Source organism: Clostridioides sp. LIBA-2809 (assembly GCF_056688965.1).
This window is the reverse complement of the sequence record NZ_CP197004.1, coordinates 2,475,479-2,492,163: the sequence shown is the minus strand read 5'-3', so window position 1 is coordinate 2,492,163 and position 16,685 is coordinate 2,475,479. Positions and strand designations below refer to the sequence as shown.

The 16,685-nt window shown below is 27.5% G+C and carries 14 protein-coding genes and 1 other annotated feature; of the genes, 13 read left to right on the top strand and 1 reads right to left on the bottom strand.

The window, feature by feature from the left end; genetic code table 11:
- Window positions 1-6 precede the first annotated feature (6 nt).
- The 5 genes from cspC (at window position 7) to ACTG44_RS11840 (ending at window position 6,833) form a co-directional block, all read left to right on the top strand.
- On the top strand, window positions 7-1,680 hold the full coding sequence (gene cspC / locus ACTG44_RS11860; protein ID WP_479916968.1) for a bile acid germinant receptor pseudoprotease CspC: 1,674 nt from the start codon (window positions 7-9) through the stop codon (window positions 1,678-1,680).
- A 258-nt stretch (window positions 1,681-1,938) separates the two neighbouring features.
- Complete coding sequence (locus ACTG44_RS11855; RefSeq protein WP_021385202.1) at window positions 1,939-2,133, top strand: CDIF630_02480 family spore surface protein; 195 nt, start codon at window positions 1,939-1,941, stop codon at window positions 2,131-2,133.
- 218 nt (window positions 2,134-2,351) lie between these two features.
- Window positions 2,352-2,586 (top strand) — a binding site (T-box leader).
- A gap of 76 nt (window positions 2,587-2,662) precedes the next feature.
- Window positions 2,663-4,060 (top strand): asparagine--tRNA ligase, encoded by a 1,398-nt coding sequence (gene asnS, locus ACTG44_RS11850; RefSeq protein WP_021385136.1) that lies wholly within the window; start codon window positions 2,663-2,665, stop codon window positions 4,058-4,060.
- A 175-nt stretch (window positions 4,061-4,235) separates the two neighbouring features.
- Complete coding sequence (locus ACTG44_RS11845) at window positions 4,236-4,694, top strand: hypothetical protein (RefSeq protein WP_479920494.1); 459 nt, start codon at window positions 4,236-4,238, stop codon at window positions 4,692-4,694.
- Between the two features lie 195 nt (window positions 4,695-4,889).
- On the top strand, window positions 4,890-6,833 hold the full coding sequence (locus ACTG44_RS11840) for a YARHG domain-containing protein (RefSeq protein WP_479920493.1): 1,944 nt from the start codon (window positions 4,890-4,892) through the stop codon (window positions 6,831-6,833).
- A 223-nt stretch (window positions 6,834-7,056) separates the two neighbouring features.
- Here ACTG44_RS11840 and ACTG44_RS11835 read toward each other — a convergent pair whose 3' ends face one another.
- Complete coding sequence (locus ACTG44_RS11835) at window positions 7,057-8,232, bottom strand: GGDEF domain-containing protein (RefSeq protein WP_479920492.1); 1,176 nt, start codon at window positions 8,230-8,232, stop codon at window positions 7,057-7,059.
- Window positions 8,233-8,874: 642 nt separating this feature from the next.
- Between ACTG44_RS11835 and ACTG44_RS11830 the strand changes: the two genes are divergently transcribed.
- From ACTG44_RS11830 to ACTG44_RS11795, 8 genes are all read left to right on the top strand, one after another.
- Window positions 8,875-10,239: a membrane protein gene (locus ACTG44_RS11830; protein ID WP_021385183.1), complete on the top strand. Its 1,365-nt coding sequence runs from the start codon at window positions 8,875-8,877 to the stop codon at window positions 10,237-10,239.
- Between the two features lie 21 nt (window positions 10,240-10,260).
- Window positions 10,261-10,752 (top strand): zinc ribbon domain-containing protein, encoded by a 492-nt coding sequence (locus tag ACTG44_RS11825; protein WP_021385114.1) that lies wholly within the window; start codon window positions 10,261-10,263, stop codon window positions 10,750-10,752.
- 275 nt (window positions 10,753-11,027) lie between these two features.
- Entirely contained in the window at window positions 11,028-11,699 is a 672-nt protein-coding gene (locus ACTG44_RS11820; protein WP_021385109.1) for an N-acetylmannosamine-6-phosphate 2-epimerase, read from the top strand.
- Window positions 11,700-11,768: 69 nt separating this feature from the next.
- Window positions 11,769-12,650: an N-acetylneuraminate lyase gene (locus tag ACTG44_RS11815; RefSeq protein ID WP_479916965.1), complete on the top strand. Its 882-nt coding sequence runs from the start codon at window positions 11,769-11,771 to the stop codon at window positions 12,648-12,650.
- A 32-nt stretch (window positions 12,651-12,682) separates the two neighbouring features.
- Window positions 12,683-14,185, top strand: coding sequence for a sodium:solute symporter family protein (locus tag ACTG44_RS11810; RefSeq protein ID WP_021385095.1), 1,503 nt, complete (start codon window positions 12,683-12,685; stop codon window positions 14,183-14,185).
- Window positions 14,186-14,323: 138 nt separating this feature from the next.
- A complete protein-coding gene (locus ACTG44_RS11805; RefSeq protein ID WP_479916964.1) occupies window positions 14,324-14,776 on the top strand; it encodes a NanQ anomerase/TabA/YiaL family protein in 453 nt (150 codons plus the stop codon).
- 159 nt (window positions 14,777-14,935) lie between these two features.
- Window positions 14,936-15,739: a sialate O-acetylesterase gene (locus ACTG44_RS11800; RefSeq protein ID WP_021385089.1), complete on the top strand. Its 804-nt coding sequence runs from the start codon at window positions 14,936-14,938 to the stop codon at window positions 15,737-15,739.
- A 57-nt stretch (window positions 15,740-15,796) separates the two neighbouring features.
- The gene (locus ACTG44_RS11795; protein WP_021385200.1) at window positions 15,797-16,684 is read left to right on the top strand and encodes an ROK family protein; all 888 of its coding nucleotides are present in this window, start codon (window positions 15,797-15,799) and stop codon (window positions 16,682-16,684) included.
- Window position 16,685: the final 1 nt, after the last annotated feature.

Sequence of the window (16,685 nt, the reverse complement as noted above, 5' to 3'; positions counted from 1 at the left end):
GGAGTTATGGAAAAATCTTATTGTATAATTTATCAAGGTGATATAGAGACTGCACTCCAAGAAAATGGTATAAATAGGTATATGGTTTTAAATAGTCAGCTTGTAGTAATATATGTGCCTATAGATTTTGATGAAACTATTTTAAATAACATATTGCAAGTAGCGTGGTGGGAGGAATCTGCCCCTATGAGTAGTTTGATTGATATAACTAACAATGTAAATAATGGAGAAACTATTACCACAGCTGCTGAAACTGAGTATATATATGAAAATCCATACAATGATATAACAGGAAGAGGAATTTTGTTGGCAGTTATAGATTCAGGTATAGATTACTTGCATCCTGATTTTATAAATGCAGATGGAAGTAGTAAAGTTTTAAGTTTATGGGACCAAGAAGCAAATACAAATCCACCACCAGAAGGTTTTATTTTTGGAAGTGAATTTACAAGAAGTGAGTTAAATATAGCCATAAGTAGAAATGATGGGAGTTTAAGCCAAGATAATATAGGTACTGGAACTTTAGCTTCTGGTATATTGGTTGGAAATGGGAGGGTAAATTCACAATATAGAGGTATTACTACAGAATCGGACTTAATAGTGGTTAAATTGAAATCATATACAGATACTTATTATGCTGGAAGGATAAATTACAGTGTTTCGGATTTTCTAGCAGCTATAACATATGTTACTAATATAGCAAGGACAGAAAATAAGCCTATAATAATAAATTTAACTATTGGAGTTAAATCAGGTGCTGTAGCAACTACTTCTATATTAGATACTTTTAATATCTTGAGTAGTGCTGGTGTAGTAGTAGTGAGTGGTGCAGGGAATCAAGGTAATACAGATATTCATTATTCTGGTAGATTTAGCAGTGTAGGTGAAGTGCAAGATGTAATAATACAAGATGGAGATGATTATGCACTTGATATAACACTAAACACAAATGGCCCAGATAAAATAGGCGCACAAATAATATCTCCTTCAGGTGAAGTTAGCCATGATATAAGATATTCTCCAGATTTTTATGTATATAGAGGAAAATTTAACTTAGAAAATACTACTTATGCAATGCGATTTATTTATCCATATATTACTTCTGGAAAAGAAAACCTGGAGATAAAATTAAGCGATATAAAGCCTGGAGTATGGACTTTAAGATTGACTTCGGAACTTGTAATAGGAGGAGAATATGATATATATTTACCAAATAAAAACCTGATAGCTCCAGATACAAGATTTTTAGACCCTGATTCAATTGCTACAATAACGATGTACGCTGCTAGTGATGATGTAATCACAGTTGGCACATTTAATAATAAAACTGATAGTATGTGGATTGGTTCTTCAAAAGGGCCAATTAGAGGAAGAGGAATTAAACCAGATATAGTAGCGCCAGGTGTAGATATAATATCTACATATAAAAACGGGACATATAATACAGGCACAGGTACAGGCATTAGTAGTTCTATAGTTAGTGGTGTCTTAGCTTTATTAATGGAATACTTAGAAAAACAAGATAATATACCAAGGTTATCATTATTTACACAAGTTTTAAAAACGTATTTAATACTGGGAGCTACAAAACTTGATATATATACATATCCTAATGTATCACAAGGATATGGAATTTTAGATTTGAAAAATACAATTCAACAGATAGCAAATACCTTGTAAATAAAAAATTATATTTTATGAATAGTTGAATTTTGTTATATAGTTTATATATTAAAAAATGGTATCAGAAATCAATATTAAAATAAAAAAATAGTTGTATATTCTTTGTATAGGAAATAAAAATTTTGTATAAAAATAGGAATTAATTTTGTATTTTAAATATATATTATTAATTTAAAATCATTATAACTTCGACTTATGAATTTAATTTGAAAAATTGCTAAAACTATTACAAAATAAATAATAGAGGTGATAGTTTTGGAAAATAAAAAAGCAAGAGCATTAAAAGGAAAAGATAATAAAAGACTTAGAAGTCCACTTTTAGTTGGAAATGAGTCAACAGCAGCATGGGCTGATGTTGAAAAATTAAAACCTCATAGTAAAGTTTCAATACCTTCACTTAATAGTGTTGAAGAAGCAAAAGATTGGGTTGACAATGGAAGTAAGTTATAAAAGTTATAAGATTAAATAATGAAAATGAGTATTTATTGTGATTTTGTAGAGTAGTATGCTTTGAAGGTTTATATTGCTTTGAAGATTTGTAGTTAGTTTAATGAGCAGGGTACTACTCTACTTTTTTTATAAACATCAATAAGTATCAATTATATAAATTTATTGACTAAAAATTTATAAATTGGTATAATTTTGTTAATTAGCGGAAATAATATAAGATAAATACTGTGAAGAGAAGAGTAGATATAAAATGTAGTTTTAGCGAGTTGAGGATGGTGAGAGCTCAATACGAGGTTTATATTGAAGAACATCTTGGAGTTTCTAATCGAAAGCTTGTTTAGTAAGTAGACTTAGACGGAAGGCACCGTTATAGGCTTTAAGCATTGCTTAACTAAGAGGTCATTTATGACAATTAGGGTGGTACCGCGAGAGTAATAGTCTTTCGTCCCTTTATATAGGGATGAAGGGCTTTTTTTATTGAAATTATATTTAGAAGAAATTAATAACAATTATACTAGGAGGATTTAAAATGCAAAAGGAATTTATAACAGTAAAAGAATTGTACAGAGACAAAGAGCAGTACATAGGAAAAACTGTAAAAGTAGCTGGATGGATAAGAACATCTAGAGTATCTAAGAACTTTGGATTTATAGAGTTAAATGACGGAAGTTTCTTTAAAAATATGCAAATAGTATTTGATGAGAAAGTAGAAAATTTCAAAGAAATAGGGAAATTAGCAATAAGTTCATCTATACTTGTAGAAGGAGAATTAGTGTCTACAGAAGGAGCTAAACAACCAGTAGAGATACATGCAAAAAGTATAGTAGTAGAAGGCGAATCAGATAGTTCATACCCACTACAAAAGAAAAGACATACACTTGAATATCTAAGAACAATAGCACATTTAAGACCAAGAAGTAATACTTTTTCAGCTGTATTTAGAGTAAGATCAATAGCTGCATATGCTGTACACAAATTTTTCCAAGAAAGAAACTTTGTATATGCACATTCTCCAATCATAACAGGTAGTGACTGTGAAGGTGCAGGTGAAATGTTTAGAATAACAACTATGGATTTAAATGATATTCCAAAAACTGAAGATGGAAAAATAGACTATGCTCAAGATTTCTTTGGAAAAGAATCCAATTTAACAGTTAGTGGGCAATTAAATGCCGAAATAATGGCACTTTCTTTTAGAAATGTTTACACTTTTGGACCTACATTTAGAGCTGAGAACTCTTACACAGGAAGACATGCTTCAGAATTCTGGATGATAGAGCCAGAAATAGTTTTTGCGGACCTTGAAGATAACATGGAACTTGCAGAAGACATGATAAAATATGTTATAAGTTATGTTTTAGAAAATGCTCCTGAAGAAATGGAATTCTTTAATAGTTTTATAGATAAAGGCTTGTTAGAAAGATTAAATAAGATAGTAAACTCTGAATTTGTTAGAATAACATATACTAAAGCAGTAGAGTTATTGATTGAGTCAGGTCATGAATTTGAGTATCCAGTTGAGTGGGGATGTGACCTTCAAACTGAGCATGAAAGATATATAACAGAGCAAATATACAATTGTCCAGTATTTGTAACAGATTATCCAAAAGATATAAAAGCATTCTATATGAGAATGAATGAAGATGGTAAAACTGTTAGAGCAATGGATTTATTGGTTCCTGGTGTTGGAGAAATAGTAGGAGGTTCTCAAAGAGAAGAAAGAGAAGATGTTTTACTAGATAGAATTCATGAAATGGGATTAAGAGAAGAAGATTACTGGTGGTATCTAGAACTTAGAAAATTTGGTACTGCTACTCACTCTGGATTTGGTCTTGGTTTTGAAAGAATAATTATGTATATGACAGGTATGTCTAATATAAGAGACGTTATACCTTTCCCAAGAACTCCTAAAAATGCTGAATTCTAATAGTTATAAATTATAGTATAACTATATAATTTTAGGCATAAAAATAGTAAATAACTTGTATATTATCTAGTTTGGATATATGCAAGTTATTTTTATTATATTTGTAAATATATGATTTAATTAATTCTATTTTGCAATACAACATAATAAAATATTAGCGTTGGGAGGGGATAAGATGTGTGAATTTTGCTTTATTGAATTTAATGTGGATAATGTAGAGGTATTTGATAGGATTAAGAATTTATTTTCCTATATAGCAAATATAAAAAGTGATTGTATACAAATTAATGATTTAGAATATTATATTTTAGAAAGAGTAGATGAATTTTATTATAAAGAAGAATTAGATTATTTTTGGTGGCCAACAGAGGAAGAAAATAAAATATTTTGGGAGAAATATAAACTGTTGGATGAAGAAAAAAGACAAGAGCATTTGAACTCTGTTCCATGGGATTTTGAAACTGTATTTTCTGAAATTGGTATAGGTGATTATACAATAGAAGGTTGTAAAATGATTGGAGAAAAAACTTCAAAACTTTATTTTAATCCCATAGGATATCCTTATGGAGGGAGTGAAGTGCTTCAAGAAGCATTAAAAGCTTTTGGAGTAGTTATAGTTAATGTGCTAGGATAACGTTTGTTATGATATACTATAAATGATAAAGCGATTTTGGAAAATTATAAAAATAAATGCGATTTACAGACTGGTTTTATACTAAAAGATATAAGGGGATAGTATAAAAATATATAGGATGTTAAATACAAAAAATTATTTATTGTATTATCTATCATACAGTAGGCTTTATCATTATCATGAGGGGGAGTAATAATGTCTAAGAAATGGTTGTTTATGGTTTTAGGTTTAGTACTTATATGCACAGGTTGTACAAAAAATAACTCTAAAAGTAGTCAGAATAAAGGAGATAATTCTCTTATACTATTAAAGAGTGATGAGGATAATTCTGATGGTATGACAGATGTGTATATAAAGACACAAGGTAAGGATGAAGAAAAAATAGCATCAGATATACCTATAGATACAAAGAGAGATTATATAAGTGGAGAGCAATCAATATTAATTCAGGATAAAGAAAATAATTTGTATAAATATAATTTAAAGAAAGAAAAGGAAAAATTAGCATCAGACTTAATTTCTGGTGAACTTAATTCATATGAATTTATTCCTTCTTCAAAGACTATGGCATACATATCATCAGAAAATTCTTTGTATGTAAAGTATGATGGAAAAGATAAAGAAAAAGTAGCCAATGATGTTGTATTATACAAGGTATCTCAAGATGGAAAGTATATATATTATGTTAATACAGATGAAGAGTTGTATCTATATAAAGAAAATGAGGATAAAGAGAAGATATCAACTGATATAAAAAGTTTTGATATTATAAACAATAAAGGTGATGTAATATTTATAAATAATGATGATAACTTATATTTAAAAAACTTAGATAAAAATGATAAAGTTAAGATTAGTTCAGATGTATCGAATTTATGGGGAGTAAAATCTAATGATGAAGATATTATGTATATAAGTGAGTATAATTATAAGGATTTAAAAGGAGAATTGTATCTATACAAAAATGGTACAAGTGAAAAAATAGCATCAGATATTAGGTCTTATAGACATAGAGATAATAAATTTTATTTTATAAATAGTGATGATGAATTATATGAAAAAGAAGTAGGGAAAGATGAATCTAAGAAAATAAAATCAGACATTGATTATATAAGTTTAATTAAGGATGGTATTGTATTTAGAAATTCTGATGGAGATATATATGTCAAAAAAAATAATAAAGAAGAAGAAAAAATAGGAAATGACATGAAAGAAAACTCTAATTTATCTATTATTAATGATGATAAATTACTCTATATTAAATCGAGTGGTGAGCTATTTTTAGATAAAGATAAGATAGCAAGTGATGTGATTGGTTATTCATTTAATTCAGAGAACATAGTATATTCTACTCAAAATAAGGAAATACATTTTTATAATATGAAAACTAAGAAAGATAAAGTTGAAATGAGTAATATACAAAAATATTCAGAGATTTATCTAGAAAATGAATTGATTTATTCTAAAAATTTAGAGCCAAAAGATTTAATTGGTTTTTGGAAAGCTGATGAGTATAATATATTTGAATTTGAAGAACCTGACAAAATAAAACTTTATAGTAAAAATCAAGAAGAAAGTAATTATACAATCAAATATGAAGTGGAAAGTTCAGATAGCAATAGTATGGTATTAAAAAGTAAGGATAACTCATCAAATGAAAAACTTTCTGTAACTAGATATAATAGCAATGAAATTTCATTAGAAGCTGACAATGTAAGTGGTACACTTAATAAAATTTCCAAAGAAGAAGCTGATAAATTTATTAAAAGTATAAATAATGGAACAAATGATGAGAGTGATAAAGAAAAAAATGATACAAAAAACAGTAAAAATAATTCAAGTTCTAACTCTAACTCAAAAAATAGAGAAGTAAGTTATGACGATGATTATATTATATATGATAGTGATTCAAGAGTTTTGACTAGAGAAGAACTAGAGGGTTATAGTAAAGGAGAGTTAGCCTATATAAGAAATGAAATATTTGCAAGATATGGGTATGTGTTTAAAGAAGAGCCATATAAGAGTTATTTTAGTAATAAATCATGGTATCAGCCAGATTATGATATAGGAGCTGACACAGATGTATTAAACTCTATAGAAAAACAAAATATTTCATTGATTAAAGAAATGGAAAATTAACCAATAATAGATTTGAAAATATAACTTAGATTTAATAATATAATTTATAAATATTAAAGTTCAAGAACAACTAATATTCTAAAAATAATAAACCTATAAGTGAAACTCAAGTTTAAAAGTCTAACTTATAGGTTTATTTAATAGTATTTAACTATTGTAAATATAGAATATTTTTGCTAAAAAATTTACATATGAAGGATTAATATTTTTATGTATATATTCTTTAATAAAATGCCACGCAATTACGTCCTTGTTCTTTTGCAGTATATAGAGCCTTATCGCAGTGATTTATAAATTCTTTCAATGTGATTTTTTCTTCAACTTTTTTTGTGTAAACTCCAATACTAACAGTTACACATTTTGAGGGAATATCATCGCGTTCAAAATTGCAATACTCTATAGTTTTTCGTAAACATTCTGATTTAAGTTTAGCATCTTCCTCATCACAGTTGAAAATGCATATAAAAAATTCCTCACCGCCATATCTTATAGCATGTGCATTTTCATAATTTGTAAAATCTAAAATTACTTTAGCGATATTTTGCAAGCAATAGTCTCCTTTTTGATGACCATAAGTGTCATTGAATTGTTTAAAGTAATCAATGTCTAGCATCATTCCAGTTATAGGTCCTTGATTTGCATGGCTGATTAATTTTTTTTGTAGAATATCTTCAAGATATCTACGATTATTCATTTTAGTTAGGTCATCTATCATAACTTTATGGTTAAGTAAATTATTGATATGATATATTTCTTCATATTGTTGACGAATTAAAAGTTTGTCATAATAAGTAAATACACGGCTTCTATATAACATTGTAGAAACAAAAACGGCAAGTGATGTTATAAAAAATGTGTTAACAATATTACTAAACTCATTACCTGGTATAGTCTGAATTCCAGGTAAGAAAAAATTAAGAAACAAAAAACAACCTCCAAAAACTATTATTGATTCTCCAAATTTTAATACTGAAAAAGCAGCAGCAGCTAACATAATGTAACTAAATACACTTAAGTCATTTCCACCTAATTGGTCAAGCAGAGTGATTACACATCCCCATAGGCAGAAAAAGGTTACATAGATTACCCATAAGTTTATATAAAAAGTATAACAGTCCTTTTTTTTATTCCAAAGATAAGAAAATACAAACATAAATATTGAAGATACAGAAAATAATGATATGTACATATAAAAATACCATTGACGTCTTGGAGTGGCAAAAGGCCCACCTTCTCTAGCTGATATTGATATCATCATAATTATTTGAGATATTATTATTATTATACAAATAACTTTTCCAGTATGATAAAGATAATTGCAAAGTTCTTTTTCAACATTTTCTTTATGTTCTTTGTCTAGAGGAAATCCAAAAAATTTTTTTAATTTTTCTAAGTTCATATAAGCCTCCATTAAAAATAAAACATAAAAATAAGTATTCCTTTTCTTTTCTTAGATACTTGGAATACTTTATTTATAACTTAATTATATCAAAATATATTATGTGTAACAATCTAAAATTGTGTTAGATTGTATTTGTTAGTTAATATTAAGTGATTTTTTGATTAGTATTTTATTATAATTAAGTTTTGTAGACATATTTGTAATTAATATATTACATAAATGATAATAGATATAAATTTAAAAGTATTTTAATTTTATTTTGTAATCGTTGCAAATTTTTCTCCTACTAGAATTAGAGGTTTAGTGCTTTCAAGGTGTTATATTGTTTAGACTTTAGTTATATATAAATTAGTAAAATGGCAATTCATTATAAATTATTTTTTAAAAATAAATGGTGGAAAAATCTAACTTGCCACCATCTTGCCACCGAAAATAAAGAATAGAATAAATTTAAATTAAGCATAATAAAACATAAACAATAAAACTGACATTAATAAATTACTGAAATACCAACACTTGTTAAAAAATAAGAACAATAAACAAATAAAATAGATAAATATATCCAATTAAGGTATAATTAAGTTTTATATGATATAGTTATATTTGATAATTTACAACAGTAAAACTTGGAGGGAAAAAATGGATGAAAAAAAAATAAATAATATGAATTATTCACATAATAACTATTCTAAAACAACAGGCGAACCAACTAGAAAAATAAAAAATAACAACTTCACACTCAAAAGTAAAGAAGAAAAAATTTGTCCTAGTTGTAGGAAAGAAAGTAATTCTAAAGATAATTACTGTAAATTTTGTGGAAATGAGCTTTATGAAATAGCATCCTTAAGACCATTTGAAACAAAACTGGACTTAAAATCTAAAATAAAAGAACTTTCATATCATGCAAATACAAGAGGAATACTTTTAACAACCTTTACAACTGTATTTATATTATTTATTATTGCATTGATATTTAAAGCTGTAATAACTATTCAATTTAATGACATTAGTTATTTGATAAATCCAGCACATATAATTCTAGCCCTTAACCTAGGTCAAATTAGTGTAGCTATGTCTACTATGATGGGCTCTGGATTTATAAATGCTAATATAGGTCTATTAATATTACTCATAATCCCTATTCTAGGATTAATAATATCAAATTTAATTTTTATGAGAAAAAGATGTAAAGATTCAAAAACTACATTAGCGAATTCTTTAGGGGTTGGAATTCTTTATGGATTAATTTTAGCTATTCTATCTATTTTTACTAATGTAAAAACTGGTTCACATAGTATGTTAGAATATGGCTATGCACTAGAGTATAGCTATCAGTTTTTTAGTGTCCTTTTAAATGGATTTGTATTAGGATTTATATGTACATACATAACTGCTTACAAGAAGAGCTATGAAAAGGAAAATATGTACATGTCTCTTTTTTCAAATTCTATAAAGATATTTATATTAGGCTATGTTTTAGTATTAGCAATACTATTTGTATTAACTATATCTGATAGTAGTTACTTAAATGAATTAGATATGAGTAGTTACTCAAATGGAGCAAATTTATTTGCTATATTACCACAAATAGCTAGTTATATGTGGGCTTTTGCAAATGGAATTTCAGTAACTATAATAAATTCAACGGTATCAATATTCAGTTTAGGTTCATCATCTCTATTTGGAGATACTAAATTAATGTTTTATGCGATGGGGGCTTTGTCTGCATTAATACTATTATTAAATGGATATAAATTGAGATTTAAGTATAGTACAGATAATATCAAGCCTGTAATAGTCTTTAGTGTGTATTATGCATTTTTAATGGGTATGCTGGCCTTATTTAGCACATTTATACTTGACAGTAATATTAATTTCTTTAATACAACTAGTTATGGAGCAACTTTAATAATGCAATTCAAAGTATTCCAAACTATTATAATTTCATTTATATATAGTTTTGTGGTATCTTTAATAGGGTATAAGCTAAATTCAGCTGATTAAATATGATTGGAGGAAATTTCTATGGAAGAAAATACTAAAAATACAGTAGATGATAAATTTTCTAAAGTTAAGAAAAAATTTGGTAATGGAAAATTTAAAGTTGAATTATATAAAGAGAAATCAAAGCTAAATAGAGAGATTGATGATATTCAAGAAAAGAAAGCAAAGATATTCTTGGAAATGGGAATATTAACATATCAAAAAATTAGAGAAGATTCTATTGATGATGAGAGTTTTGACAAGTTTTGTGATGAGTTACTAGAACTTGACAAGATAATCTATGAAAAAAATATGGAAATTAACGAAATGGAAAACGCAGAGAGTAATGTAACTTGCGAATGTGGTTATGTTGGAAATGTAAATGATAAATATTGTGCGGAATGTGGTAAAAAATTTGAGTTAGAAAATGAATATGGTGATTTTATAGTTTGTGGTTACTGTCAAAGTGAAATAGATTCAGAGTCTGAATTTTGTCCTTGCTGTGGTAGAAAAATTATAATGGAGTTAGAATAATATTGGGAAACCTATGTACAGTGTGCATGGGTTTTTTTATTGAAATCATTTAAAGGTAGCATTTATAAGAGCATTTATAGAAAATGAAAATAAATACCGGAAAAATGAAATAAAATTTCTTTTATGAATAAAAAATAGGCTTATATATGGAATAAACTAGTAAAAACATAGAGTTGAGAAAAAAATATGAAAAAATATTGCAAAGAAAAAGTTTTCATGTTATTATTAATACATAAATCAAGAAAATAAATTTCAGAAATGAGGTAATTGAAAAAATGCTAGATAAGGTGAAGGGTAGATTAATAGTATCATGTCAAGCTTTAGAAAATGAACCTCTTCATAGCCCTTTTATAATGGGTAGAATGGCTAAAGCTGCTATGGAAGGTGGAGCTGTTGGAATTAGAGCTCAAGGAGTTGATGATATTATTGAAATAAAAAAAGTTACTGGACTTCCTGTTATAGGTATTATAAAAAGAAACTATGAAGATTCAGATATATATATAACACCAACTAAAAAGGAAGTTGATGAGCTTTTGACAACTGGGTGTGAGATGATAGCTTTGGATGCTACTAATAGAGTTAGACCAAATAATGAAGACTTAAAGGAAATTATAAAGTATATAAAAGAAAATGGGGTCTTAGTAATGGCAGATATATCAAACTATGATGAAGCTGTCAAAGCTCAAGAATATGGTGTGGATTGTGTTTCAACTACACTATCTGGGTATACTCCATATACAAAAGTTTTAGAAGGACCAGATTTTGCATTGATGGAAAGATTAGTTAAAGACTTAGAAATACCTGTAATAGCAGAAGGAAAAGTAAATACTCCTCAAGATTTAAAGAAGGTATTTGAATTAGGTGTTTATTCATCAGTTGTAGGTTCAGCAATAACAAGACCACAATTAATAACAGAAAAGTTTGTTAAAGCAATTGAAATTAATTAAAAATTAATTTATAAATTAGAAATTTATTATATTTAACTATATTTGAAAATTAAAATTGGAGGTAAAGATATGAGAACAACAGATATGAAGGGAATTTATTCAGCATTATTGGTTTCATTTGATAAGGAAGGAAATATAAACGAAAAAGGGTTAAGACAGATAATTAGACATAACATAGATGTTTGCAAAATAGATGGTCTTTATGTAGGGGGAAGTACAGGAGAAAATTTCATGCTTTCAACTGATGAGAAGAAAAAAATATTTGAAATAGCTAAAGATGAAGTGAAAGAAGAAATAAAATTAATAGCTCAAGTTGGTTCAGTTAATTTAAAAGAAGCTGTGGAACTTGCTAAATTTACAACTGACTTAGGATATGATGCTATAAGTGCTGTTACACCTTTTTACTATAAATTTGATTTTGAAGAAATAAAACACTATTACAATACAATAATAAATTCTGTAGATAATAGATTAATAATATATTCTATACCATTTTTAACTGGTGTTGATATGAGTCTAGACCAATTTGGAGAATTATTTGAAAATGAAAAAATAATAGGTGTTAAGTTTACAGCAGCAGATTTCTACCTATTAGAAAGAATGAGAAAAACATTCCCAAATAAATTAATATTTGCAGGATTTGATGAAATGATGTTACCAGCTACTGTTTTAGGTGTAGATGGAGCAATTGGTTCTACATTTAATGTAAACGGTATCAGAGCTAGACAAATATTTGAATTAACTAAAAATGAAAAAATATCAGAAGCACTTGAAGTACAGCATGTGACTAATGATTTAATAACAGATATATTAGGAAATGGTCTATATCAAACAATTAAATTACTACTTGAAGAACAAGGTGTCGAAGCTGGATATTGTAGACAACCTATGAAAGAAGCAACTGATGAAATGAAATCAAGAGCAAAAGAAATATACAGAAAGTATTTTTAATAAAATACTTTTAGTATGGGAGGATTAATAAAATGGTAGGATTTACTTGGATAGATTTTGCAATACTGGTAGTTTACTTATTGGCAGTTTTATTTGCAGGATTGTTATTTTCAAAAAAGGAAATGAAGGGAAAAGAGTTCTTCAAAGGTGATGGAACTATTCCATGGTGGGTTACATCAGTATCAATATTTGCCACATTATTAAGTCCAATATCGTTTTTATCATTAGCAGGTAATTCTTATGGTGGAACTTGGATTTTATGGTTTGCACAGTTAGGTATGTTTATAGCTATACCTTTAACAATAAAATTTTTCTTACCTTTGTACAGTAGGTTAGAAATAGATACAGCATATGAATATTTAGAAATGAGATACGAAAGTAAAGGTCTTAGAGTACTTGGAGCTTTGATGTTTATAATATATCAAATAGGACGTATGTCTATCATAATGTATCTTCCATCAGTGGTTCTAGCTGGTCTTACAGGAATACCTGTAAATGTATTGATAGTAGTTATGGGTGTAATAGCAATAATTTATTCATATACAGGTGGATTAAAAGCTGTTTTATGGACCGATTTTATACAAGGCATGGTACTAATTGTAGGTGTTACAGGTACATTGTTCTATTTAATAGCAAGTATAAATGGTGGTTTTGGAACAGTAATGGATACACTTACAAGTGGACATAAATTCTTAGCAACTAATGAAGTTATGTTTGATAAAAATATACTATCTACAAGTGCTTTTATAATATTTGTGGGAGCTGGTCTTAATACTTTTTCATCATATGTATCAAGTCAAGATATAGTTCAAAGATTTACTACAACAACTGATATAAAGCAACTTAACAAAATGACATATGGAAATGGTGTTTTATCAATGGGACTTGCAACAGTGTTTTATCTAATTGGAACTTGTTTATTTATATACTATACTCAAAATCCAGATTTAGCTCAAACAGTTCAACAAGACCAAGTATTTGCATCATATATAGCTTATGAATTACCAGTAGGTATAACAGGAATACTACTTGCAGCAATATATGCAGCATCTCAATCAACTTTATCAACAGGGCTTAATTCAGTTGCTACAAGTTGGACTTTAGATATACAAACTATAATAACAAAAGATATAAGTATGGAAAGACAAACTAAGATAGCACAATATATATCATTAGGCGTAGGTATACTTTCTATAGTTGTTGCAATAATCTTAGCAAATGGAGAAATAAAGTCAGCATACGAATGGTTCAATAGTTTCATGGGGCTAGTTTTAGGAGTTCTAGCAGGAGTATTTGTACTTGGAGCATTTTGTAAAAAAGCAACTAAAATGGGAGCCTATGTTGGATTTATAGTATCAGCAATCTTAGTTGTTTATCTAAAATATCGTATGCCAGAAGTAAGTTCTTGGGCATATTCTTTAATAACAATAACTACTTCTGTAGTGATTGGTACAATAGTTAGTGCAATAGAAGCTAAAGTTAAAGCAAAAGTATCTTTACCAAGAGCTGAAACTACTGTTTATTATGAAAAATAATATGATATTTAAATGATAAATTGTCTTATAGAGTGATTAGATAAATAATTTAGTTGCTCTATAAGACTGTATAATACAATTTATATGTAAAAGTATAAAAATAAAGTGTATTTAAAATTATATAGGGAGACAATGCTTATGATATTTGGAAATATAAATCATAGTAAGACATATTCAACATTACATGAAGATTTACTTAGATGTTTCGAATATGCTAAAGACAATTCATTGATAGATTATGAAAAAGGTACTTATACAATAGATGGTGATGATGTTTTTGTGAATATTGTAGAGTATAAAACTTGTGAAAAAGAAGAAAGATTCTGGGAAGCTCATAAGAAGTATATAGATGTACATTTGATGCTTGATGGATGTGAAAGAATAGATTTAAATTTTATAGAAAACTTAGAACAAAAAGAATACGAAGAAGAGGGTGATTTTTTACCTCTTGATGGAAAAAACAATGGATATGTAGAACTTAGAAAAAATGATTTTTTAGTGTGTTATCCAGAAGATGCTCACATGACAGCTATAAAAGTTTTAGAAAAAGAAAATATCAAAAAAGCTATTTTTAAGGTTTTGGTTAGATAATGAGAATTTATACAACCACTAAGGCTGAAAATAGTGATTTAACTTTCAGCGATTAGTGATATTTCGTAAATTTTAGTTAGATTACTATTTTCAGCCTTAGTTTTTTATAGTATAAATTGGAAGTAATGAAAAGATTAAAACTTATAAAGGAGTTAAATCATGGATAATATAGATGTATTTTTATTAATAGGACAAAGCAATGCTAGAGGCTTAGGAAACCAAAAAGAGAGTGTCATTCCAAATGAAAATTGTTTTGAATATTTGAGTACTGATGAAATTATAAATATGAGATGCGAGCTAGAAACTTCAGAAGGTGATGGTACTATAGCACCTGCATTTTCAAATGAATGGAATAAGCTTACTGGGAATAAAGTTTGTTTTATTCACAATGCAAAAGATGGGTCAAGAATAAAAAATTGGAATCATGATAATAACTGGTTTCTAAATGATACTATAGAAAAATTTAATGCAGGATGTAGTAGTTTAAGCAAACATTATAATATAGAAAATAAGTATGTTATTTGGATTCAAGGTGAAAGTGATGCAAAATATGGTAGTGATACTTTATACTATAAAGAAAGCCTAAAAAAGATTGCATATAGACTTAAAGAAGAATGTATGATTGATAAAATGTTTGTGAGCTTAACTGGTTACTGGCTTGGAGAAGAGGAATATTTTATTAGAACAAGACGAATTGCAGCAGCACAAGAATCTGCTTGTAATGAATGTGATATACTGTGTGTAGGAAGTAAAATTGCTATGCAATTTCATGATAAAGGTCTAACTATTGATGATGTTCATTATACTCAAGAAGGTCTTAATATGTTAGGAGAAGACTTATGTAAGAATATTTATAAATATCATACAACTAAGGAAAAAAATATATTAAGTGATACAATAGATTTATCAGAATCAAGAAAATATATCTGTGAATTGGAAAAGATAAATAAAAAATTTGTGTAATATAAGAGTTTAAGTAGTAATGTTAATTTATAAAAATAATTTGTATGGAGATATGTTATGAAAAATTACGTTTGTATAGATGTTGGAGGTACTTCAATAAAATATGGGTTTATTAGAGAAGATGGATTTATAATTGATAAATCAAGTATGGATACTGAAGCAAAAGAAAAAGGTGGAGAAGGAATACTATCTAAAATAAAACAGATAGTAAAAAAATATATAGAAGAAAATGATATAAGTGGTATATGTATATCAACTGCAGGTATGGTTGACCCAGTTGAAGGTAAGATATTATTTGCATTAGAAGAGCTAATTCCAAACTATAAAGGTATGGAATTAAAAAAAGAGATAGAAAAAGAATTTAATATAAAATGTGAAGTTGAAAATGATGTTAATTGTGCTGGGCTTGGCGAAATGTGGATTGGAGCAGGAAAGGGTGCAACATCTTCTATATGCTTGACAATAGGTACTGGAATTGGTGGTTGTGTTATAATAAACAATAAACTAATAAATGGATTTAGTAATAGTGCTGGTGAAGTAGGATATATGAATATAAATGGAAGTTCTTTTCAAGAATTAGCATCTACTAGTAGTCTAATTAAAAAAGTAGCAAAAATAAAGAATTTGAATGAAAATGACCTAAATGGAAAAATAATTTTCGATTTAGCAAGGAATAATGACGAAGATTGTTTAAAAGAACTCAATAGTATGATAAAATCATTAGCAGTTGGAATCGCAAATATTTGTTATGTAATAAATCCAGAAGTAGTAATTTTAGGTGGTGGAATTATGGCGCAAGAGGAATTTCTAAAACCTAAAATAGACAAAGCATTAAAGGAGGTTCTTATAGATAGAGTTTATAAAAATACTAATGTAGAATTTGCAAAGAGACAAAATGACGCAGGAATGCTTGGGGCATTATATAATTTTTTAAATAAAATATAAA